Consider the following 21,911-nt stretch of genomic DNA (forward strand, 5'->3'; position numbering starts at 1 on the left):
TCAGCGGATCGGCCGCGCCAGCGCCCCGAAGCGCGACCGCCACGCCGCCGTGCGCGCCGGGTCGTGGCCGAGCGCCGGGCCGTCCACCCACACCGTCACGTCGCGGATCCCGTGGAGCGCGTTGACCGCCCACAGCGCGACGCCGTCGAGCTCGGACGGCCGCACCGCCTCCTCCTCGACCGGCACGCCGACGGCGGCGGCGATCCCGCGAACGGTCCGCGCGGCCACGCTGTCCACGCGCGCCAGGGAGAACGGCGGCGCGCAGAGCGTGTTGCCGCGCCACCAGAGCAGCGCCGTGGTCGTGCCGTCGGACACCCGTCCGTCGTCCAGGATGACCGCCTCCTGAGCCCCCACTTTCTGAGCCTGCTGGCGGAGCGCGTTCAGCCGGTCGATGTCCGGGCCCTTCAGGTGCGGCATCTTGCGCGGGTCGGTCGCGGCGGTCGCCACCACCAGGTCGGAGCCGAGCGGGGGCGCGGTGCGGAGCCGGAAGCGGAGCCGCAGGGCGTCCCGCGCCCGCACCAGCTCGAAGCGCGGGAACCAGCGTCCGTCGCCGGGAAGCATCCCGACCCCCGCCTCCCAGAACGCGGCAAGCGCGCCGGCGTCGCGGAAGCCCTGCTCGCGCGCCGTCTCGGCGAAACGCTCCCGGTGGAGCCCGAGGGCCAGGACGCGCCCCTCCGCCACCAGGTAGGAGTCGGCCGCGAGCAGTTCGGTCTCCACGACCTCGCAGTCGTCGCGGACGGTGAGCGCGCCGTCGGCCCAGTCGTAGAGGGTGGCCGTGGTGTCCATCCGCTCAGGCTAACGCCAGCCGCGCTGTCGATGCGGCCTGGTGCAGACTGGTCGGGTGCTTCCGTCCCCCCGAACACACCGCCTGCGCGCCCCCGTCGACCCGGCCGACGCCTTCGCGGCGCTGTTCGCGACCGGCGACGCGGTTTGGCTGGACAGCGGCCCCGACGCGGAGACCGGCCGCAGCGTCATCGGCACGGGAACGCGCATGGCCACGGCGTCCGTGGCCGGGGCGAGGGTGACGGTCGACGGCCGGAGTGTCGACGCAAGCATCCTGGAGGCGCTGCGCGCGGAGCCGACCGCAACGCACGGCTACCCGCTCGGCTGGATCGGCTGGCTCGGCTACGAGACCGGCGCCGCGGCGCTCGGGGTGCCGTACGCGGCGGGGCCGGGGTTGGACGCGGCGTTCCTGCACGTGGACCGGCTCGTGGTGTTCGACCACACGGACGGCTCGGCGACCGTAGTGGACGCGACGGCGGAGGGCGAATGGCTGCGGGAGGCGGTCGCTGTGCTGGCCGACGCGGAGGGAGCGGCGGCGCGGTATGCGACCGCGCATCCGGTGGTGGACGACGCCGCCCCCACCTGGCGCCACTCCGCCCCCGAATACCTCGCCATGATCGCCGCCTGCCAGGACGCCATCCGCGCCGGCGACGCCTATCAGCTTTGCCTCACCAACACCGCGACCGCCGCCACCACCGCCGACCCGCTCGCCGTCCACCTCCGCCTGCGCCGCGACAGCCCGGCCCACCACGCCGGGTTCCTCCGCATCGCCGGCGAGTCCATGGTGAGCTCCTCGCCCGAGCAGTTCCTCCTCGTCACCCCCGACGGCCACGTCCGCACCAAGCCGATCAAGGGCACCCGCCCTCGCGGCGCGACCATCGCGGAGGACCTCCGGCTGCGCGCCGAGCTGGAGGCCAGCGAGAAGGAGCAGGCCGAGAACGTCATGATCGTGGACCTCATGCGCAACGACCTCGGGCGGGTGTGCGAGGTCGGCAGTGTCGGCGTCCGGCACCTGCTGGAGGTCGAGAGCTACGCGCAGGTGCACCAGCTCGTCAGCACGGTCGAGGGGAGGCTGCGCCCCCGCCTGACCGCGGTCGACGCGCTGGCGGCTGCCTTCCCGGCCGGCTCGATGACCGGCGCGCCCAAGCTGTCCGCGATGCGCATCCTCGCCGGGCTGGAGGACGGCCCGCGCGGGGTCTACTCCGGCTGCTTCGGCGTGCTCGCGGCCGACGGCTCCGCGGACGTCGCGATGGTGATCCGCAGCCTGCGGTTCCGCGACGGACTGGTCACGATCGGCGCGGGCGGCGGGATCACCGCGCTCTCGGTCCCGGCCGAGGAGCTGGAGGAGGTCGCCATCAAGGCCGCCGCCCTGTTCCGCGCCGCCGGCCTCCGCCCTCCCGGGAACGGACCGGACCCCTCCAACGTTTAGTAACCTGGAAGCTCGGGCCGCGCGCCCGATGCCTTCTCGTCGCGACGCCCGTCCGGGCCGCGGCGACATCCGAGAGAGAGTCCAGTGGCACACGAGCACGATGCAGCACCCGCACCGGTCCGCGAGGCCGGCGCGCACTACGACTTCACCGAGATCCAGAACCGCTGGCTCCCGGTCTGGGACGAGCTGAAGCCGTTCTCCACGGCCGACCCCGACGACAAGCGTCCGCGCAAGTACGTGCTCGACATGTTCCCGTACCCCTCCGGCGACCTGCACATGGGTCACGCCGAGGCGTACGCGCTGGGCGACGTCATCGCCCGGTACTGGCGGCACCAGGGCTTCAACGTCCTGCACCCGATCGGCTGGGACTCCTTCGGCCTGCCCGCCGAGAACGCCGCGATCAAGCGCGGGCTCGACCCGGCCGGCTGGACCAACGACAACATCGCCCAGCAGAAGGCGTCGATGCGCCGCTACGCGCCCAGCTTCGACTGGGACCGCGTCCTGCAGACCAGCGACCCCGGCTACTACCGCTGGAACCAGTGGCTGTTCCTGAAGCTGCACGAGAAGGGCCTGGCCTACCGCAAGGCCTCCCAGGTCAACTGGTGCCCCTTCGACCAGACCGTGCTGGCGAACGAGCAGGTCGTGAACGGGCGCTGCGAGCGCTGCGACAACCTGGTCACGAAGAAGAAGCTGACCCAGTGGTACTTCCGCATCACCGACTACGCTGACCGGCTGCTGGACGACCTGAACCAGCTGGAGGGCGCCTGGCCGTCCAAGGTGCTGTCCATGCAGCGCAACTGGATCGGCCGCTCCACCGGCGCCGACGTGCAGTTCGCGATCGAGGGCCGCGAGGAGCCGGTGACGGTCTACACGACCCGCCCCGACACGCTGTACGGCGTGACCTTCATGGTCGTCGCTCCCGACTCCGACCTGGCCGCCGAGCTGGTCGCCGACGTGCGCCCGGAGGTCAAGGAGCGCTTCGACGAGTACCTGGAGGCCGTGCGCGGCACCACCGAGATGGACCGCCTGAGCACCGATCGCGAGAAGACGGGCGTCTTCCTGGAGCGGCACGCGGTCAACCCGCTGACCGGGGAGCGCATCCCGATCTGGGCCGCCGACTACGTGCTGAGCGACTACGGCCACGGCGCGATCATGGCGGTGCCCGCGCACGACCAGCGCGACCTGGATTTCGCGCGCGCCTTCGATCTGCCGGTGCGGGTCGTGGTGGACACGACGCAGCCGGTCACCGGCGCCATCCCGATCATCCACACCGACCCGGAGACCGGCGAGCCGATCCTGCCGGAGGACGCACCGCTGGAGAGCCCGGCCGAGACCGGCGTCGCGCTGACGGGCGAGGGCCGCCTGATCAACTCGGGCCCGTTCGACGGGCTGAGCAAGTCGAACGCGATCCGCCGCGTCACCGAGGCGCTGCAGGGCTCCGGCCTGGGCGCGCCGGCGAAGAACTTCCGCCTGCGCGACTGGCTGATCTCGCGCCAGCGGTACTGGGGCACGCCCATCCCGATCATCCACTGCGAGGAGTGCGGCGAGGTGCCGGTGCCCGAGTCCGAGCTGCCGGTGCTGCTGCCGCCGGCGGAGGGCCTGGACCTGCAGCCCAAGGGCACCAGCCCGCTGGGCGGCGCGACCGACTGGGTCAACGTGGCCTGCCCGAACTGCGGCGGCCCGGCCAAGCGCGACACGGACACGATGGACACCTTCGTGGACAGCTCGTGGTACTTCCTGCGCTTCCTGAACCCGAACGACGCCACCCAGGCGTTCGACCCCCGCGAGGCGGAGAAGTGGGCGCCGGTCGACCAGTACGTGGGCGGCGTGACGCACGCCATCCTGCACCTGCTGTACGCGCGGTTCATCACGAAGGTGCTGTTCGACCTGGGCTCGATCAGCTTCACCGAGCCATTCACCGCGCTGCTGAACCAGGGCCTCGTCCTGATGGACGGCTCCGCGATGAGCAAGTCCCGCGGCAACCTGGTGAAGCTGGCGGAGCAGCTGGACGAGCACGGCGTCGACGCGGTCCGCCTGACCATGGCGTTCGCCGGGCCTCCGGAGGACGACATCGACTGGGCGGACGTCTCGCCGTCCGGCAGCGCGAAGTTCCTGGCGCGGGCCTGGCGCGTGGCGCACGACGTCACGAGCGCGCCCGATGTGGTCTGGAAGACCGGCGACCCGGCGCTGCGACGCGTCACGCACCGCTTCCTGGCCGACGCCCCCGGCCTGATCGAGGCGTTCAAGTTCAACGTCGTCGTCGCACGCCTGATGGAGCTGGTCAACGCCACCCGCAAGGCGATCGACGGCGCCGCCGGCCCGGCCGACGCCGCGGTCCGCGAGGCCGCAGAGGTCACCGCGATGGCGCTGAACCTTTTCGCGCCGTACACCGCGGAGGACATGTGGGCGACCCTGGGCTACGAGCCGTCGGTCGCGCTGGTGCCGTGGCGCAAGCCCGACCCGACGCTGCTGATCGAGGAGTCGGTGACCGCCGTCTTCCAGGTCGACGGCAAGGTCCGCGACCGCGCCGAGGTGTCCCCGAAGATCGCGTCCGACGACCTGGAGGCGCTGGCCCGCGGGTCTGAGGCCGTGGTCCGCTCGATCGGCGACCGCGAGATCGTGAACGTGATCGTGCGGGCGCCGCGACTGGTGAACATCGCGACGCGGGGCTGAGTCCCGGTTTCTCGTTGCGCGGCGGTCCTCCACAGGAGGGCCGCCGCCGCCGTTTATCCACTGATTCGTACTTCGCCCGTTCACGCGCCTGCCGCGTTCGTAGCGTGAGGGGATGCGACATCGGGACGAGGACACGGAACGGGCGCCGTCGCGCCGGCTGAAGGTCGGGATCGGAGCGGCGACGGTGCTGCTGGTCGGCGCGTTCGTGGTGGCGGCGATCGTGTCGGGACTGAGCGGCGGCCGGGAGCTGCCGGTGGCGGCGGGCACATCGCCGGCGTCGTCGTATCCCTCTTCCGCGACGACGCCCGGCGCCGCCGCGGACGGCTCCTCAACTGAACTCTTCGTGCACGTCTCCGGCGCCGTGAACAAGCCGGGCCTGATCCGGCTCGCCCCCGGCGCACGGGTGGTCGACGCGGTGGAGGCCGCGGGCGGCTTCGCTGACGGAGCCGACCCCGCCGGCCTGAACCTCGCACGCCGTCTCCATGACGGCGAGCAGCTGCGCGCGCCACTGGTCGGGGAGGCCGTCGCGGAAGGCCCCGCCTCCGACACGGCAGGCGGCCCCGCGAGCGATGGCGCCCTGGTCGACCTGAACACGGCCTCCACCGCCCAGCTGGAGTCCCTCCCACGGATCGGCCCCGCGATGGCCCAGCGCATCATCGACTGGCGAACGTCGAACGGCCGCTTCGCAGCAGTGACCGACCTCCTGAAGGTGACCGGCATCGGCCAGAAACTCTTCGACGGCCTCAAGGACAAGGTGACGGTCTGATGCCGGACGTGCGGTTGGCGATCCCGGCGGCCGCCTTGTGGGTGTGCTGCGGGGTGGGTGTGGGGGTCGCGGGGGCGATGCCGGGAGTGGCGCTGGTGGCCGGGATGGGTGCAGTGGCCGCGCTGGCGGTGGCGATCGTGGGTGGCCGCCGGGGTGGGAGACGGAGCGTGGATAGCATCCCGGGGAGACGGCCACGGCGAGCCTCCCGCCGCCCCTGGCCCGCCGTCGCCATCTCCCTGGTGGCCGTCGCACTCGGCGCCGCCTCCATCACAGCACTCGCACCCGGCCGCACCGACCCGACGCTCGAAGCCGCCTCCACCCGCCACGGCACCGTCGACGTGGCGCTCCGCGTCGAAAGCGCCCCGAAGCGCGCGGCTCCCGGCCTGGACGGCGCAGACCGCTGGCGCCTGCGCGGCACCACCGTCGCCGGCGCCACCCCGTCACACACCGCAGCCGATCCCGACCCGATCCACGCCGGCGTCCCGGTCTCCGTCCTCATCCCGGGCACGTCCCACTCCGTCCGCGCCTTCACCCTCGGCACGATCATCGCCGGCAGCATGAGCGTCCGCCCGAACGAGCCAGGGGAGGCCACCACCTTCACCCTCCGCGCCACCGCCGCGCCCGACGTCCGCGAGCCCCCGCCGTGGTGGCTCGCCTGGCCGGCGCCGATCCGCGCCGCCTTCGCCGCCGCGGCTTCCGAGACCCCCGGCGACGGCGGCGCACTCCTGCCCGGACTCGCCATCGGCGACGAGACGAACGTCGGCCCCGACCTCGACGACGCCATGAAAGTGAGCGCGCTCAGCCACCTCACCGCCGTCTCCGGGGCCAACTGCGCGCTGGTGACCGGGCTCGTCTTCCTGCTCGCACGGCTGGCCGGCGTCGGCCGTCGTGGGCGCATCCTGGTGGCGGGTGCGTCGCTGGCGGCGTTCGTCGTGCTGGTCGGGCCGGGGGCGAGCGTGATCCGTGCCGCGACGATGGCCGCCGTGGTCCTCGTGGGCCTCGCGCGCGGCCGCGTCGCCGACGGCCTCCCCGCACTCGCCCTCGCGGTGGTCGTACTGCTCGTCCACGACCCCTGGCTCGCGCGCGACTACGGCTTCGCGCTCTCGGTGCTCGCCACCGCGGGTCTCCTGGTCCTCGCCCGGCCGCTCGCCGGCATCCTCGGGAGGTGGCTGCCGCGAGGCGCGGCGTTCGCGCTCGCGGTGCCGCTGGCCGCGCAGCTCGCGTGCCAGCCGGTGCTGATCCTCCTGACGCCGACTCTTCCGCTGTTCGGGGTCCTCGCCAACCTGGTGGCCGAGCCTGCCGCGCCCGTCGCCACCGTGCTGGGCTGCGTCGCCTGCCTGACGCTGACCTGGGCGCCGGCGCTCGGCCAGGTCGTCGTGTGGCTGGCGTGGCTGCCCTCCGCCCTGATCGCGGCCGTCGCCCGGTTCGCGGCCGGCCTGCCCGGAGCGGCGCTGCCGTGGCCCGACGGGATCGTGGGCGTGACCTTGTGTGTGCTGGCCCTCGTCGCGGTCGCGCTCCTCGCCGCCCGTGCTCGGCTTCCGCGAGCCGTGGTAGCCGTGGCCGCGGCCGGACTCCTCGGCGGCGCGACCGTCTACGCGGGAGCGCTCGGCGGGATCGGCGCAGGACGCGCCTGGGGACGCCCGGCGGACTGGGTGTACGCCGCGTGCGACGTCGGCCAGGGCGACGCCCTCCTGCTGCGCGACGGCGACCACATCGGCCTCATCGACGTCGGGCGGCATCCCCAGCCGGTGACCGACTGCCTGGACACGCTCGGAATCGGCCGGCTCGACTGGGTCCTCCTGACGCACTTCGACATCGACCACGTGGGCGGCGCCGACGCGGTGCTCGGCCGGACCCGCCGCGCGATCGTCGGCCAGGCCGGCCGTCCGTCCGACCACGCCCTGATCGACCGGTTGGCGGCAGCCGGGCTCGCGGTGGAGCACGCCCACGCGGGGACGGGAGGCGCGCTCGGCGCGCTGCGCTGGCGGATCGTCTGGCCTCCATCGCCGGGGCCGGGGGAGACCGCGTTGAGCGGGAACCCCGGGAGCCTCGTCGTCCGCACGGAGGGGACCGGCCTGACCGGCTTGTTCCTCGGCGACCTCGGCGAACCCGAGCAGGAGCAGCTCCAGGCGACGGGCGCGCTCGGCACGGTCGACGTGGTGAAGGTCGCCCACCACGGGTCCGCCGACCAGAGCGCGGCGCTCTACGGCGCCATCCAGGCGCGCCTCGGTCTGCTCTCGGTCGGGGAGGACAACGGCTACGGCCACCCGACGCGCCGGGCCTTCGAGCTGCTCGCCCAGTCCGGCACCGTCACCGCCCGCACCGACCGGTCGGGCCTCCTGCTGGTGTCCGCCGGCACGGACGGCCCGCGGCTCTGGGGCGAGCGGGAGGACTCCGCCACGACGGCCTCTGCCGGTGGTCCCCTCTATCCTTTATACGGACGAGGAGGAACGTGGCGACACGAAGCAACAGCAGGGGCGGCTCCGGCGGCTCGCGAGGCCGGGCGGGCGGTGCCCCCGCCAAGAGCGCGATCCCGCAGCTCGCCTGGAACCAGATCCGCCCGGCATCGGTGGTCCTCGTCTCCGGAACGGAGGGCTTCCTGGCCGACCGGTCCACGCGGCTGCTGCGCGACCGCCTCAAGCAGGAGGACCCGAGCCTGGAGGTCAGCGACATCTCGGCGGCGGACTACGCGCCGGGGGAGCTGCTCACGCTCGCGAGCCCCTCCCTGTTCGGCGAGCCGCGGCTGATCCGGGTCGACGCGGTGGAGAAGACCGGGGACGGGTTCCTCACCGAGATGCTCGACTACCTCGAGGCTCCGGCCGACGGTACGGTCGTCGTCCTGCGGCACGCGGGCGGGGTCCGCGGCAAGAAGCTGCTCGACGCGATCCGCGCGGGAGGCGGCGGAGGCGTGGAAGTCGTCTGCGCCGAGCTCAAGAAGGACACCGAGAAGTACGACTTCGCCCAGGCGGAGTTCGCCGCCGCCGGCCGCAAGATCGCGCCGGGCGCCCTCCGGGCGCTGACATCCGCGTTCACGGACGACCTGGCCGAGCTCGCCGCGGCCTGCCAGCAGCTCATCTCCGACGCGGCCGAGCAGATCACCGAGGCCACGGTCGACAAGTACTACGGCGGACGGGTCGAGACCAACGCGTTCCAGGTCGCGGACCAGGCGATCGCCGGCCGCTACGGCGAGGCGCTGGTGACGATGCGTCACGCGCTGGCCTCCGGCGCGGACCCGGTTCCGATGGTCGCCGCGTTCGCGAGCAAGATCCGGACGATGGCGAAGATCTCGGGCGCGCGCGGCGGATCGGGTCAGCTCGCACAGCAGTTCGGACTCGCGCCGTGGCAGGTCGACCGTGCCCGGCGCGACCTGTCCGGCTGGACCGAGGACGGCCTCGGCCGCTGCATCGAGGTGCTCGCCGAGACCGACGCCAACGTGAAGGGCGGCGGCCGCGACCCGGTGTTCGCACTGGAGCGGATGATCCGCATCGTCAGCGCCCGCGGCCGCGCCTGAGGCGCGAGCCCGCGCCCACCCCGCACATGCAGCGAGCCCCCGCTCCCGTGGGTACGGGGCGGGGGCTCGTCGCGGCGCGGGACAGGTCCCGCGAGCGGTCACTGCGTCAGAGCGCGGCGACCTGCTTGGCGATGGCCGACTTGCGGTTCGCCGCCTGGTTCTTGTGGATGACGCCCTTGCTGGCCGCCTTGTCGATGCGCTTGGCCGCGACACGCAGCGCCGCGGTCGCCTTCTCCTTGTCGCCGGCGACGACGGCCTCGCGCGTGGCGCGGATGGCGGTCTTCAGCTGGCTCTTGACCGCCTTGTTGCGCTCCTGCGCCTTCTTGTTGGTCTTGTTGCGCTTGATCTGCGACTTGATGTTTGCCACGAATGGTTACTTTCGTTCGAAGTGAGTAATCGGATGTTGCCGCTCAGCGAGAGAGGGCGCCTTGCGGCGTTCGTGCGGGACACCCACACGCAAGCCAACAAACCACTTTACCAGCGGCCGACAGTTCCACCAAAACGCCTGAGAGGAGAGCCTCGCCGCTCAGGAGCGCGCGAACTCCGGCGCGTAGCTCCCGGTCGCGATCTCGTCCACCAGCGCCGGGCCGTTCGGCTCCCAGCCGAGGTCGATCCGCGCCTTCGTGCCGCGCGCCTGCTGGTCGAGCAGCAGCGCCTCGGTGAGGCCCGCGCCCAGCCGTGCCTCGGTCTCGGCGACGGTCTCCGCCGCGACCCCGGAGGCCCCCGCGGCGGCCGCGGCGAGCTCCCCGAGCTCCCGCACGGTCGGGTTGGCGCCGCTCGCGCCGATGTACACGGAGCCTGCCGTCCCGTTCTCCAGCGCGAGCACATAGAGGGCGGCGAGGTCGTCCACGTGCACGGTCGGCCAGTGCTGCGTCCCGTCGCCGATCAGCCGCAGGGGCGCGTCGTCGCCGGCGTCGCGCGGCGCGTCCACGATCACGCGGGCGAGCCCAGCGCCGTGCCCGTAGACGATCGACGGGACGACGACCGTCCCGCGGACGCCGGCCGCGCCGAGCACCAGCGCCTCCGTCGCACCGCGCCATGCGGTGATCGCCGGAGGCGCGGCGGGGGAGTCCTCGGCGATGTCGGCGTTCGAGCCGTACGTCCAGACGCCGCCGGTGTGCACGAACGGCTTGCCCGAGCCCGCGAGCCCCTCCAGCACGGCCGGGATGAACACCGGGTCGACGTCGTGGCCGGAGGCCAGGTGGATGACCCCGTCGCTCTCGCGCGCCAGCCGGGTCACGAGCTCCACGTCGGTCGCGTCACCCACCACGGCGGTGGCGCCGGCGGCCCGCACCGCGTCGGCCTTCGCCTCGCCGCGGACGAGCGCGGTGACACCGTGGCCCTCTTCGAGGAGGCGGGGGAGGACGGAGGATCCGATGTAGCCGGTCGAGCCGGTCAGGAGAATGGTCATGTCAGGGGACAACGCAGCGGGCCCGCGCCCATTCCCGACGCCCGCGCCGGGCCTCCCGCGGAGCGTAGGCTCGACCCCATGACTCGTGCCAGCATCGCCATCGTCAACGCCTACGTCGTCCCGGTCGCCGGAGACCCGATCGAGAAGGGCACGGTTCTCGTCGAGGACGGCACGATCACCGCGGTCGGCCCGGCGGCCGAGGTCGCCGTGCCGGACGGCGTCCGGGTGGTCGACGCGAGCGGCAAGTGGGTGCTCCCTGGCTTCGTGGAGGCGCACGGGCACGTCGGCATCCACGAGGAGGCCAACGGTCCGGCCGGCGACGACACCAACGAGATGACCACGCCGAACACGGCTGCCGTGCGCGCGATCGACGCGGTCAACATCGACGACGAGGGCTTCCGCGACGCGCTCGCGGGCGGCGTGACGGCGATCGTCGTGAAGCCCGGCTCCGGCAACCCGATCGGCGGCCAGACCGTCGCGATCAAGAGCTGGGGCGGCCGGACGATCGACGAGCAGGTGATCAAGGAGGCCGTCAGCGTCAAGTCCGCGCTCGGCGAGAACCCGAAGCGCGTCTACGGCGGCAAGAACCAGACCCCGAGCACGCGTCTCGGCGTCGCCATGATCATCCGCGAGGCGTTCGTGGAGGCGCAGAACTACGCCGCGTCCCGGGCCGAGGCCGAGCGGGACGGCAAGCCGTTCGCGCGCGACCTCACCAAGGAGACCCTGGCCCGCGTCCTGGACGGCGAGCTGGTCTGGGACCAGCACACCCACCGTCACGACGACATCGCGACCGCGATCCGGCTCGCCGACGAGTTCGGCTACAAGCTCGTCGTCAACCACGGCACCGAGGCGCACAAGATCGCCGACGTGCTCGCCGAGCGCGACATCCCGGTCATCTTCGGCCCGATGTTCACCTCCCGCTCCAAGGTCGAGCTGCGGGACCGCGCCATCGGCAACCTCGCCCACATCGCCGCCGCCGGCGTCCGCGTCGCGATCACGACCGACCACCCGGTCGTCCCGATCAACTTCCTCGTGCATCAGGCGTCGTTCGCGGTCAAGGAGGGGCTGCCCCGGGAGACCGCGCTGGAGGCCCTGACCGTGAATCCGGCGTCGTTCCTCGGCCTGGACGACCGCGTCGGCGCCCTGAAGCCGGGCCTGGACGGCGACATCGTCGTCTGGTCCGGGGACCCGCTGGATGTGAACTCCCGCGCCGAGCTGGTCGTCATCGACGGCGCCGAGGTCTACCGCTGGGAGGACGGCGCCCCGCACGTCACCGAGCGCTTCGCCTGACCCCACCCGCCGAGTACGCGGATTCTCTGCGTACTCGGCGGTTCTCGGCTGATTTCGCGCGTACTCGGCGGTTCGGGGCGCGGGTGCGGTTCGTGGGAGAATGAGCGCACAATGTCACCACGAGCCCTGAAGCCCCTCGAGCCCGCCGCGACCGACCCGGCCTCCATCCGCAACTTCTGCATCATCGCGCACATCGACCACGGTAAGTCGACGCTGGCCGACCGGATGCTGCAGATCACCGGGGTGGTCTCCGACCGTGACATGCGGGCGCAGTACCTCGACCGCATGGACATCGAGCGCGAGCGCGGCATCACGATCAAGAGCCAGGCCGTGCGGATGCCGTGGGCCGTCGAGGGCGGCACGTTCGCGCTCAACATGATCGACACTCCGGGGCACGTGGACTTCACCTACGAGGTGTCCCGGTCGCTCGCCGCGTGCGAGGGCGCCATCCTGCTCGTGGACGCGGCGCAGGGCATCGAGGCCCAGACGCTCGCGAACCTGTACCTGGCGCTGGAGAACGACCTCACGATCATCCCGGTGCTCAACAAGATCGACCTCCCCGCCGCGGACCCGGAGAAGTACGCGCAGGAGCTCGCCAGCCTGATCGGCGGCCGCCCGGAGGACGTGCTGCGCGTCTCCGGCAAGACCGGGATGGGCGTGGAGGCGCTGCTCGACCGGGTCGTGCAGGAGATCCCCGCGCCCGTCGGTGTCGCCGACGCTCCCGCCCGGGCCATGATCTTCGACTCCGTCTACGACAGCTACCGCGGCGTGGTGACGTACGTCCGGATGGTCGACGGCAAGCTCAGCCCGCGCGAGCGCATCCAGATGATGTCGACCAAGGCGACGCACGAGATCCTGGAGATCGGCGTATCCGCCCCCGAGCCGACCCCCTCGAAGGGCCTCGGCGTCGGCGAGGTCGGCTACCTGATCACCGGCGTGAAGGACGTCCGCCAGTCCAAGGTCGGCGACACCATCACCACGGCGGCGAAGCCCGCGACCGACGCCCTCCCCGGCTACACCGAGCCCAAGCCGATGGTCTTCTCGGGCCTGTACCCGATCGACGGCAGCGACTACCCGGAGCTCCGCGAGGCGCTCGACAAGCTCAAGCTGTCCGACGCCGCCCTCGTCTACGAGCCGGAGACCTCGGTCGCGCTCGGCTTCGGCTTCCGCTGCGGCTTCCTCGGCCTCCTGCACCTGGAGATCATCACCGAGCGCCTGTCCCGCGAGTTCGGCCTCGACCTGATCACCACCGCGCCGAGCGTGGTCTACGAGGTGACGACCGAGGACAAGAAGGTCGTCACCGTCACCAACCCGAGCGAGTTCCCCGGCGGCAAGGTCGACAAGGTGGAGGAGCCGGTCGTGAAGGCAGCCATCCTCGCGCCGAAGGACTACGTCGGCGTCATCATGGAGCTCTGCCAGGGCCGCCGCGGCACTCTGCTCGGCATGGAGTACCTCGGCGAGGATCGCGTCGAGATCCGTTACACGATGCCCCTCGGCGAGATCGTCTTCGACTTCTTCGACCAGCTCAAGAGCCGCACCGCGGGTTACGCGTCGCTGGACTACGAGCCGTTCGGCGAGCAGGAGGCCGACCTGGTGAAGGTGGACATCCTCTTGCAGGGCGAGACGGTCGACGCGTTCAGCGCGATCGTCCACCGCGACAAGGCGTACGCGTACGGCACGATGATGGCCGGCCGGCTGCGGGAGCTCATCCCGCGCCAGCAGTTCGAGGTCCCCATCCAGGCCGCGATCGGCGCCCGGATCATCGCGCGCGAGAACATCCGCGCGATGCGCAAGGACGTGCTCGCCAAGTGCTACGGCGGCGACATCACCCGCAAGCGCAAGCTCCTCGAGAAGCAGAAGGAGGGCAAGAAGCGCATGAAGATGGTGGGCCGCGTCGAAGTCCCCCAAGAGGCCTTCATCGCCGCCCTCTCCGGCGACACCGAGAAAAAGGACAAGAAGTAGCCCGGGTTCGCGGTTGGGGCACGTTTGCCGCAGGATAGAAGGCATGCGCCGCACCAGCTTCACCGACCAGCCCGTCACGTACGGGTTCATCGGCGGCACGCAGGCCGCTGACCTGCTCTACTATCCGCCGAAGGGCTACCGGCCGCTGGAGCGGAAGGTGCGGCTGGGAAGCGGCGAGGAGCGGTTCGAGACCGCGGCGGCCGTGCTGATGACCTGGGGCGTGCAGCGCAACAGCGGCATCCGCGTCACCGAGGTCAACGAGGGCACCGGCGTCCAGTATGAGGGCATCGAGTTCGACGCGGACGGCACCCCGAAGCGGATGCGGGAGCACAAGGAGGCGGAGGCGGTGTTCGCCGACGACGGCACCCCTTTCATCCAGAACGGGATGACCGCCGTGCTGAAGGTGCCGTTCGGGCCGTTCAAGGTGTCCGCGCCCTGCCGCGTCGTGTACGTGGTGGACGAGCCGCACCGGCGCGGGTTCGCGTACGGCACGCTGAAGGGGCACCCCGAGAGCGGCGAGGAGGCCTTCCTGGTCGAGATGCGCGACGACGGGACCGTGTGGTTCGTGCTGCGTGCCTTCTCCCGGCCGTCCAACGCGTTCTACCGGCTCACCTCTCCCGTCCTGCGCGCCGTTCAGGCGCGGTTCACCAAGCGGTACCTGCGCTCGCTGCTGCCCGCGCGGGCGGCCTGATGCCCGGCGCCCTCCCGCTCGGCGATCCGGCTCCCGCGGACGGCCTCCTCCCGGCGAGCACGGCCGACGGCGCCGCCGGGCGCGACTTCGGCGTCTACCTGCACGTCCCGTTCTGCCGGGTGCGCTGCGGCTACTGCGACTTCAACACGTACACCGCCACCGAGCTGCGCGGTGTCGCCCAGTCCGACTACGCCGGCCACGCTGTCCGGGAGGTCGGCTTCGCGCGCGAGGCGCTGGAGCGCAGCAGGGTCCCGGCCCGGGAGGTGTCCACCGTGTTCTTCGGCGGCGGCACTCCGACGCTGCTGCCGCCCGACGACCTGGGCGCGATGCTCGGCGCGGTGCGCGACGCGTGGGGCATCGCGGACGGCGCCGAGGTCACCACCGAGGCCAACCCCGACTCGGTCGACGCGGACGACCTCCGGCGCTTGGCCGACGCCGGCTTCACGCGCGTGTCGTTCGGGATGCAGTCCGCGGTGCCGAGCGTGCTCGCCACGCTGGAGCGCACGCACGATCCCGAGCGCGTCCCGCTCGTCGTGCGCTGGGCGCGGGAGGCCGGCCTCCAGGTCAGCCTCGACCTCATCTACGGCACGCCGGGCGAGACCCTCGACGACTGGTCCCGCTCCCTCGACGCCGCGCTGGCGTGCGAGCCCGACCACGTCTCGGCGTACGCGCTGATCGTGGAGCCCGGCACGAAGCTGGCGCGGCAGATCCACTCGGGCGCGATCCAGGAGCCGGACGACGACCTGGAGGCCGACATGTACGAGCTCGCCGACGCCCGGCTCGGCGCGGCGGGGTACGGCTGGTACGAGGTCAGCAACTGGGCGACCGATGAAGCACACCGCTCCCGGCACAACCTGGCCTACTGGCTCGGGCACGACTGGTGGGGCGTCGGACCCGGCGCGCACAGCCACGTCGGCGGCGTGCGTTGGTGGAACGTGAAGCATCCCGCCGCGTACGCGCAGCGCGTGCTGGCGGGGGAGTCGCCCGCCGCCGGCCGCGAGACCCTCGACGCCGAGACCCGGCGGGTGGAGCGCGTGCTGCTGCTCACCCGCATCCGCGAGGGGCTGCGCACCGACGAGCTCACCGCCGAGGGACGCCGCTCCGTCGCCGGCCTGATCGCCGACGGCCTGGTGGACGCGAAAGCCGCCCTCGCCGGGTCGGTGGTGCTGACCCTGCGAGGGCGGCTGCTGGCGGACGCCGTCGTGCGACGGCTGCTCGCCGAGGACGAGCGCGTCAGCTGAGGAAGCGGATCGCGATCGGGTAGGTGTAGAACTGGCCCTGGTTCGCCTTGATCGCAGCGATGATGCTGAAGACGATGTTCAGCACCCACACGGCCAGCAGGATGATGACGCCGATGCCGACGATGCTCAGGATGAGCCCGACCACGTACGCGATCGCGAGCGTGATCTGGAAGTTCAGCGCCGTCGCGGTGTGCGAGCGGATGAACGGGCCGCGGTCCTTCAGCACGAGGTAGCCGACGAGCGCGGGGATGAAGCTGAACAGGATGCCGCCCACGTGGATGAGCGTCGCCCACAGCTTCTCGTCTGCCGGGCTCAACTGCGGCTGCTGACCTCCGTACGGCTGCTGCGGGGGCGGCGGCGGGGGCGGGGGCGTTGCGGACATGGTCGTGTTCTCCTCCGGTGAGTGGGAATGACGGGTCTCAGCCTAGGGGGCGGACGGTGATCCTGAGAAGGAGCCGAGAGCCTTTTCCGGGATCGGCCGCCCGCGCCCGTCGCTGCGGCGCACTACTTGATGAAGCGGAAGTTCAGCGGGTACCGGTAGGTCCCTCCACTGTTCACGCGCACGAAGCCGAGGATCGAGAACACCAGGTTGATGATGTACAGCACCCACGGGATGAGGAGGCTGAACAGCAGGTACCCGATGCCGAACGTGAACGTGCCGATGATCACGCCGAGGATTTGGGAGACGACCCAGGCCAGGATCCAGGTGATCTGCCAGTTCAGCGCCTCCTTCGCCTCCTGGTTGGTCAGCTGGCCCCTGTCCTTGAACACGAGCCAGATGATGAGGGAGGGGAGGAACCAGAGGATCCCGCCGAGGTGGGCGAACGACGCCCACTGCTTGTCCTGTGCGGGGTCGAGGGGCGCGGCCGCGGCGCTCGCGTACTGCTGCGGCGGCGGGACGGCGCCGGCGGGCTGACCGGCCGGGGCTCCGTAGGGCTGCTGCGGAGGCACGGCGCCGGGCTGGCCGGGAGCGGCTCCGGACGGCTGCTGCCCGTACGGCTGTTGCGGAGGCTGTTCGCCCTGGCCGTCGGCCGGGGGCTGGTTCGGGTCTGACATGAGGAGAACCCTTTCGTGGGCGGCTGCGGGGGCTTTCCTGAGCCGGTGCGCACAGGGTACTGCTCGGGAGCCGCGCGGTAAATGATCCGTGTCGCGTCATGACCGCCCTCCCACGACGACGCGATATGATTAGCACTCAGGTTCATCGAGTGCCAGCGCGCCCGATGTCCTCCCGTGCTCGATCCTCGGGTGCCGAAGCGACGACAGGAGGCGGTTCGCATGGTCTCGGAACGCAGTCTCGAAGTGCTCCGCGTCATCGTGCAGGACTACGTCGCCTCGCGGGAGCCGGTCGGCTCCAAGAGCATCGTGGAGCGGCACGCGTTCGGCGTCTCGGCGGCGACCATCCGCAACGACATGGCCCTCCTGGAAGAGGAGGAGCTGATCGTCGCCCCGCACACCTCGTCCGGCCGGGTGCCGACCGACAAGGGCTACCGGCTGTTCGTCGACCACCTCGCGGAGGCCCGGCCGCTGTCGGCGGCGCAGCGCACCGCGATCGAGGCGTTCCTCGGCCAGTCGGTCGACGTGGACGACGTGCTCTCGCGCACGGTCCGGCTGCTGTCCCAGCTCACCAACCAGGTCGCCCTGGTGCAGTACCCGTCGGTGGCGCGCTCGCGCATCCGGCACATCGAGCTGGTGGCGCTCGGCTCCCGCCGGCTGCTGAGCGTGCTGATCACCGACTCCGGAGCGGTGGAGCAGCGCGTGATCGAGCTGCAGGAGGAGCTGGACGACGCCGAGATCGCCGAGATCCGCGGCGCGATCAACGGCGCGGCCGCAGGCCTCTCGCTGACCGACGCGGCGGTGCGGCTGCGCGACCTCCCGGAGCACCTGACCGACCGCACCCGCGCTCTCGTGGCGCCGGTCGCCGGCGCCCTGCTCGACCAGATCGCCGCCAACCGGCAGGACAAGCTGGTCATGGCGGGCGCCGCCAACCTCGCGCGCACCGAGACCGACTTCCCCGGATCCATCACACCCGTCCTGGAGGCCATCGAGGAGCAGGTCGTCCTGCTGCGGCTCTTCGACGAGATGGCGCTCGACCAGCACGGCGTCGCGGTCAGCATCGGCCGCGAGAACGCCGTCATCGGCCTCACCGAGACCTCCGTCATGTCGAGCGGGTACAGCTCCGGCTCCGACCTGGCCCGCGTGGGCCTGCTCGGCCCGCTCCGAATGGATTACTCGGGGAACATGGCGGCGGTCCGCGCCGTTGCACGTTACCTCTCCCGCCTCCTCGGCGACTGACCCCAGACCTCACGAACTCCGACGCACCGAACAGAAGGAACAGCCTTACGTGGCCGACCACTACGAAGTACTCGGCGTTGACCGCAACGCCACCCCCGACGAGATCAAGAAGGCGTACCGCCGGCTCGCGCGCGAGCTGCACCCGGACGTCAACCCGAGCTCCGAGGCGCAGGAGCGTTTCAAGCTCGTCACTCACGCCTACGACGTGCTGAGCGACCCGCAGCAGCGGCAGCAGTACGACCTGGGCGGCTCCGGCGGCTTCAGCGGCGGGGGAGCGGGCGACTTCGCCGGCTTCGGCGACATCTTCGAGACCTTCTTCGGCGGCGGGGGCGGCGCCACCCGCGGCCCGCGCTCCCGTCGCGAGCGCGGCCAGGACGCCCTGCTGCGCGTGGAGGTCGACCTGGAGGAGGTCGTCTTCGGCACCCACCGCGACCTGGACGTCGACACCGCGGTGGTCTGCGAGACCTGCGGCGGCTCCTGCTGCCAGCCCGGCACGGCGCCTGTGACCTGCGACATCTGCCACGGCACCGGCAGCATCCAGCGCTCGGTGCGCTCGCTGCTCGGCAACGTGATGACCTCGAGCCCGTGCGGGAGCTGCCGCGGCTACGGCACCGTCATCGCCACGCCATGCGTCACCTGCCAGGGCCAGGGCCGCGTCCGCGCGCGCCGCTCGGTGCCGGTGGACATCCCCGCCGGCGTCGACACCGGCCTGCGGCTGCAGATGCCGGGCTCGGGCGAGGCCGGTCCCGCCGGCGGCCCGAACGGCGACCTGTACCTCGAGATCAAGGTCAAGCACCACGAGGTGTTCAGCCGCGACGGCGACGACCTGCTCTGCACGCTGGAGCTCTCGATGACGGACGCCATCCTCGGCACCACCGCGACCGTGAAGGCGCTGGACGGCGACATCCGCCTGGAGCTGAAGCCCGGCACCCAGAGCGCGGACATCGTCTCAGTGAAGGATCGCGGCATCACGCACCTGCGCGGCAGCGGCCGCGGCGACCTGCGGGTGGGCATCCAGGTGGTCACGCCGACGAAGCTCGACCACAAGGAGAAGGAGCTCATCAAGAAGTTCGCCTCCACCCACCACAACCCGGAGCCGTCGCTCGCGCGCTTCCAGCAGGGCCTGTTCGCGAAGCTCCGCGACCGGTTCCTCAACCTCTGACGGGCGGACGGATGAGCTCGCTCTACCTGCGCGAAGACCTCGCCGACGTCGAGGTGGGCGCCCGCCTCACGCTGACGGGCCCGGAGGCCAAGCACGCCGCGACGGTGAACCGCACGCGCCCCGGCGAGAGCGTCCTCATCGGCAACGGCCGCGGCCTGGTCGCGTCGGGAGAGGTGCTGGTCGCGACCAGCACGGAGCTGACGATCGACGTGGAGGCCGTGGAGCGCGTCCCGCGCACCGAGCCGGCGATCACGCTCGTGCAGGCGCTGGCGAAGGGCGACCGCGACGAGCTCGCCGTCCAGGCCGCGACCGAGCTCGGGGTGGACGCGGTGCTGCCGTGGTCGGCCTCCCGGTCGGTCTCGCGCTGGGAGGGCGCCAAGGTGGCGAAGGGCCGCGACCGCTGGGCGGCGATCGTCCGCGAGGCGAGCAAGCAGTCGATCCGGGCCTGGACGCCGGAGGTCGGCGAGCTGGCGACCACGAAGCAGGTGGCGGCGCTGGCGGCGACGCACCGGGTGCTCGTGCTGGAGCCGGGCGCGACGGAGGCGCTGACGGAGGTGCGACCGGACGGGCGGCCGCTTGTGCTGGTGGTCGGGCCGGAGGGCGGGATCGCGCCGCAGGAGCTGGAGGAGTTCCGCGCCGCCGGGGCCGATGTGGTGCGGCTCGGGGACACGGTGCTGCGCACGTCGACGGCGGGGCCGGCGGCGCTTGCGGTGCTCAATGCGGCGCTGGGGCGCTGGTAGCCCGCTACGGCGTCGCACCGGACGAATAGGATGGACCACATGGAGACAGGGGAGCGCTCGATCTTCTCGCGCATCATCGCGGGGGAGATCCCGGCCGACGTCGTGTACGACAGCGAACGCATCATCGCGTTCCGCGACATCGCGCCCAAGGCGCCCGTGCACCTGCTGGTCGTGCCCAAGACCGAGGAGTACCGCGACGTCGTGGAGCTGGCCGCGGGCGACCCCGCCTTGCTCGCGGAGCTGGTGGCGACCTCCAAGAAGCTCGCCGACGAGCACGCGGACGGCGACTTCCGCCTGATCTTCAACACCGGCGCCGGAGCGGGACAGACCGTGTTCCACGTCCACGCCCACATTCTGGGCTCGCCCTCCGGCGGGCTCGAGGAAGGAAGCCTTGGCAGCGAGTGACCCGACGACCCCGGATGGAACGACCACGCCGGGAGGTTCGGCCGAGGCGCGCCTGAGCGTCGACGGAATCCAGATGGTGCGGCTGCTCGGCCCCCAGGACCGCCTGCTCACCACGCTCGAGCGGCAGTACCCGCTCGTCGACGTGCACGTGCGCGGCAACGAGATCAGCCTCACCGGCGACCCCACGCAGGTCGCCGCGGCCCGCGCGCTCCTGGAGGAGCTGCTGCAGATGGTCCGCAACGGCCAGGACCTCGGCCCGGCCGAGGTCGCGAGCTCTGCGCGGATGATGCGGAGCGACCTGAACCTCAGCCCGTCCGACGTGCTGAGCCAGGCGATCCTCACCGCGCGCGGCAAGAGCATCCGCCCGAAGACGCTCGGCCAGAGCCAGTACGTCGACGCGATCGACCACAACACGATCGTGTTCGGCATCGGGCCGGCCGGAACGGGCAAGACCTACCTCGCGATGGCGAAGGCCGTCCAGGCGCTGCAGCGCAAGGAGGTCAGCCGCATCATCCTGACCCGCCCCGCGGTGGAGGCCGGCGAGCGGCTCGGCTACCTGCCCGGCACGCTCACCGACAAGATCGACCCGTACCTGCGCCCGCTCTACGACGCGCTCAACGAGATGCTCGACCCGGAGCTCGTGCCGAAGCTGCTCGCGGCCGGCACGATCGAGGTCGCGCCCCTGGCGTACATGCGCGGCCGCACGCTCAACGACTCCTTCATCATCCTGGACGAGGCGCAGAACACCACGCCCGAGCAGATGAAGATGTTCCTCACCCGGCTCGGCTTCAACTCCAAGATGGTCGTCACCGGCGACATCACGCAGATCGACCTCCCGAACGCCGCGAGCGGCCTGCGGCTGGTGACGCGCGTGCTCAACGACATCGACGACATCCACTTCTCGCGGCTCACCAGCGACGACGTGGTGCGGCACAGCCTCGTCGGCCGCATCGTGGACGCCTACACCGAGTACGACGCCAAGCAGCAGGCCCGGCAGTACGAGCGCGAGGAGGCCCGCGAGTTCGCGAACCGCGCCGAACGCCGCTCCGGCATGCCGCGCGACCACCTCCCGAAACGACAGGGCCCGACACGATGAGCATCGAGATCAACAACGAGTCCTCCATCGAGGTGGACGAGTCCGCGCTGCAGCGGCTGGCGGGCTACGCGCTCGACATCATGCACGTGCACCCCGACGCCGAACTCGCGATCGTGCTGGTGGACGAGGCGGCGATGGAGCAGCTGCACGTGCAGTGGATGGACGAGCCCGGCCCCACCGACGTCCTCAGCTTCCCGATGGACGAGCTGCGCCCCGGCACCGAGGAGGAGCCGGCCCCCGCCGGGCTGCTCGGCGACGTCGTGCTCTGCCCGCAGGTCGCGCAGGTGCAGGCCGAGACCGCCGGGCACACCCTGCAGGAGGAGCTGCTGCTGCTCACCACGCACGGCATCCTCCACCTGCTCGGCTTCGACCACGCGGAGCCGGCGGAGGAGCGGGAGATGTTCGGCATCCAGCGCGACATCCTGGTGGGCTTCGCCCGCTACGACCGACAGCGCTAGG

At 71.9% G+C, this 21,911-nt stretch carries 19 protein-coding genes and 1 pseudogene; 15 read left to right on the forward strand and 5 right to left on the reverse strand.

Annotated elements, in window-relative coordinates; genetic code table 11:
* Complete coding sequence (locus tag ABCS02_RS07800; protein ID WP_345835017.1) at positions 1-786, reverse strand: aminotransferase class IV; 786 nt, start codon at positions 784-786, stop codon at positions 1-3.
* Between the two features lie 55 nt (positions 787-841).
* Here ABCS02_RS07800 and pabB point away from each other — a divergent pair, with 55 nt between their 5' ends.
* From pabB to holA, 5 genes and pseudogenes are all read left to right on the forward strand, one after another.
* Positions 842-2,212, forward strand: coding sequence for an aminodeoxychorismate synthase component I (gene pabB / locus ABCS02_RS07805; RefSeq protein ID WP_345835018.1), 1,371 nt, complete (start codon positions 842-844; stop codon positions 2,210-2,212).
* An 84-nt stretch (positions 2,213-2,296) separates the two neighbouring features.
* Positions 2,297-4,885 (forward strand): leucine--tRNA ligase, encoded by a 2,589-nt coding sequence (leuS, locus tag ABCS02_RS07810; protein WP_345835019.1) that lies wholly within the window; start codon positions 2,297-2,299, stop codon positions 4,883-4,885.
* A 112-nt stretch (positions 4,886-4,997) separates the two neighbouring features.
* On the forward strand, positions 4,998-5,651 hold the full coding sequence (locus ABCS02_RS07815; protein WP_345835020.1) for a helix-hairpin-helix domain-containing protein: 654 nt from the start codon (positions 4,998-5,000) through the stop codon (positions 5,649-5,651).
* Positions 5,652-6,208: 557 nt separating this feature from the next.
* Positions 6,209-7,498 (forward strand): annotated as a pseudogene (locus tag ABCS02_RS07820) (ComEC/Rec2 family competence protein); the annotation flags it as partial.
* A gap of 722 nt (positions 7,499-8,220) precedes the next feature.
* The gene (holA, locus tag ABCS02_RS07825; protein WP_345835021.1) at positions 8,221-9,162 is read left to right on the forward strand and encodes a DNA polymerase III subunit delta; all 942 of its coding nucleotides are present in this window, start codon (positions 8,221-8,223) and stop codon (positions 9,160-9,162) included.
* Positions 9,163-9,268: 106 nt separating this feature from the next.
* Here holA and rpsT read toward each other — a convergent pair whose 3' ends face one another.
* Positions 9,269-9,529 carry a 30S ribosomal protein S20 gene (gene rpsT / locus ABCS02_RS07830; protein ID WP_345835022.1) on the reverse strand — a complete coding sequence of 87 codons (261 nt, stop codon included), beginning with the start codon at positions 9,527-9,529 and terminating at the stop codon, positions 9,269-9,271.
* Positions 9,530-9,688: 159 nt separating this feature from the next.
* Positions 9,689-10,573, reverse strand: coding sequence for an NAD-dependent epimerase/dehydratase family protein (locus ABCS02_RS07835; protein ID WP_345835023.1), 885 nt, complete (start codon positions 10,571-10,573; stop codon positions 9,689-9,691).
* 78 nt (positions 10,574-10,651) lie between these two features.
* Between ABCS02_RS07835 and ABCS02_RS07840 the strand changes: the two genes are divergently transcribed.
* The 4 genes from ABCS02_RS07840 (at position 10,652) to hemW (ending at position 15,757) form a co-directional block, all read left to right on the forward strand.
* Positions 10,652-11,863, forward strand: a complete 1,212-nt coding sequence (locus ABCS02_RS07840; protein ID WP_345835024.1) for an amidohydrolase — start codon at positions 10,652-10,654, stop codon at positions 11,861-11,863.
* A 111-nt stretch (positions 11,864-11,974) separates the two neighbouring features.
* Entirely contained in the window at positions 11,975-13,825 is a 1,851-nt protein-coding gene (lepA, locus tag ABCS02_RS07845; protein ID WP_345835025.1) for a translation elongation factor 4, read from the forward strand.
* Positions 13,826-13,868: 43 nt separating this feature from the next.
* Complete coding sequence (locus ABCS02_RS07850) at positions 13,869-14,516, forward strand: DUF1990 domain-containing protein (RefSeq protein ID WP_345835026.1); 648 nt, start codon at positions 13,869-13,871, stop codon at positions 14,514-14,516.
* Positions 14,516-15,757, forward strand: a complete 1,242-nt coding sequence (gene hemW, locus ABCS02_RS07855; protein ID WP_345835027.1) for a radical SAM family heme chaperone HemW — start codon at positions 14,516-14,518, stop codon at positions 15,755-15,757. The genes ABCS02_RS07850 and hemW overlap by 1 nt, the downstream gene beginning before the upstream one ends.
* Here the strand turns inward: hemW and ABCS02_RS07860 are convergent.
* Together ABCS02_RS07860 and ABCS02_RS07865 are read right to left on the reverse strand one after the other, a co-directional pair.
* Positions 15,750-16,139 (reverse strand): DUF4870 domain-containing protein, encoded by a 390-nt coding sequence (locus tag ABCS02_RS07860; protein WP_345835028.1) that lies wholly within the window; start codon positions 16,137-16,139, stop codon positions 15,750-15,752. The two genes, hemW and ABCS02_RS07860, sit on opposite strands and share 8 nt — an antisense overlap.
* Positions 16,140-16,261: 122 nt before the next feature.
* Positions 16,262-16,813 carry a DUF4870 domain-containing protein gene (locus ABCS02_RS07865; RefSeq protein WP_345835030.1) on the reverse strand — a complete coding sequence of 184 codons (552 nt, stop codon included), beginning with the start codon at positions 16,811-16,813 and terminating at the stop codon, positions 16,262-16,264.
* A gap of 219 nt (positions 16,814-17,032) precedes the next feature.
* Between ABCS02_RS07865 and hrcA the strand changes: the two genes are divergently transcribed.
* The 6 genes from hrcA to ybeY all read left to right on the forward strand — a co-directional run bounded on the left by hrcA (position 17,033) and on the right by ybeY (position 21,910).
* Positions 17,033-18,049 carry a heat-inducible transcriptional repressor HrcA gene (gene hrcA, locus ABCS02_RS07870; RefSeq protein ID WP_345835031.1) on the forward strand — a complete coding sequence of 339 codons (1,017 nt, stop codon included), beginning with the start codon at positions 17,033-17,035 and terminating at the stop codon, positions 18,047-18,049.
* Between the two features lie 49 nt (positions 18,050-18,098).
* Positions 18,099-19,211 (forward strand): molecular chaperone DnaJ, encoded by a 1,113-nt coding sequence (gene dnaJ, locus ABCS02_RS07875; RefSeq protein ID WP_345835032.1) that lies wholly within the window; start codon positions 18,099-18,101, stop codon positions 19,209-19,211.
* Between the two features lie 11 nt (positions 19,212-19,222).
* On the forward strand, positions 19,223-19,951 hold the full coding sequence (locus tag ABCS02_RS07880) for a 16S rRNA (uracil(1498)-N(3))-methyltransferase (protein WP_345835033.1): 729 nt from the start codon (positions 19,223-19,225) through the stop codon (positions 19,949-19,951).
* 39 nt (positions 19,952-19,990) lie between these two features.
* A complete protein-coding gene (locus ABCS02_RS07885; protein WP_345835034.1) occupies positions 19,991-20,356 on the forward strand; it encodes a histidine triad nucleotide-binding protein in 366 nt (121 codons plus the stop codon).
* Positions 20,357-20,429: 73 nt separating this feature from the next.
* Positions 20,430-21,452: a PhoH family protein gene (locus ABCS02_RS07890; protein ID WP_345835195.1), complete on the forward strand. Its 1,023-nt coding sequence runs from the start codon at positions 20,430-20,432 to the stop codon at positions 21,450-21,452.
* Positions 21,449-21,910, forward strand: a complete 462-nt coding sequence (gene ybeY, locus ABCS02_RS07895; RefSeq protein ID WP_345835035.1) for an rRNA maturation RNase YbeY — start codon at positions 21,449-21,451, stop codon at positions 21,908-21,910. The genes ABCS02_RS07890 and ybeY overlap by 4 nt, the downstream gene beginning before the upstream one ends.
* Position 21,911 lies beyond the last annotated feature (1 nt).

The organism is Microbacterium sp. X-17, from assembly GCF_039615055.1.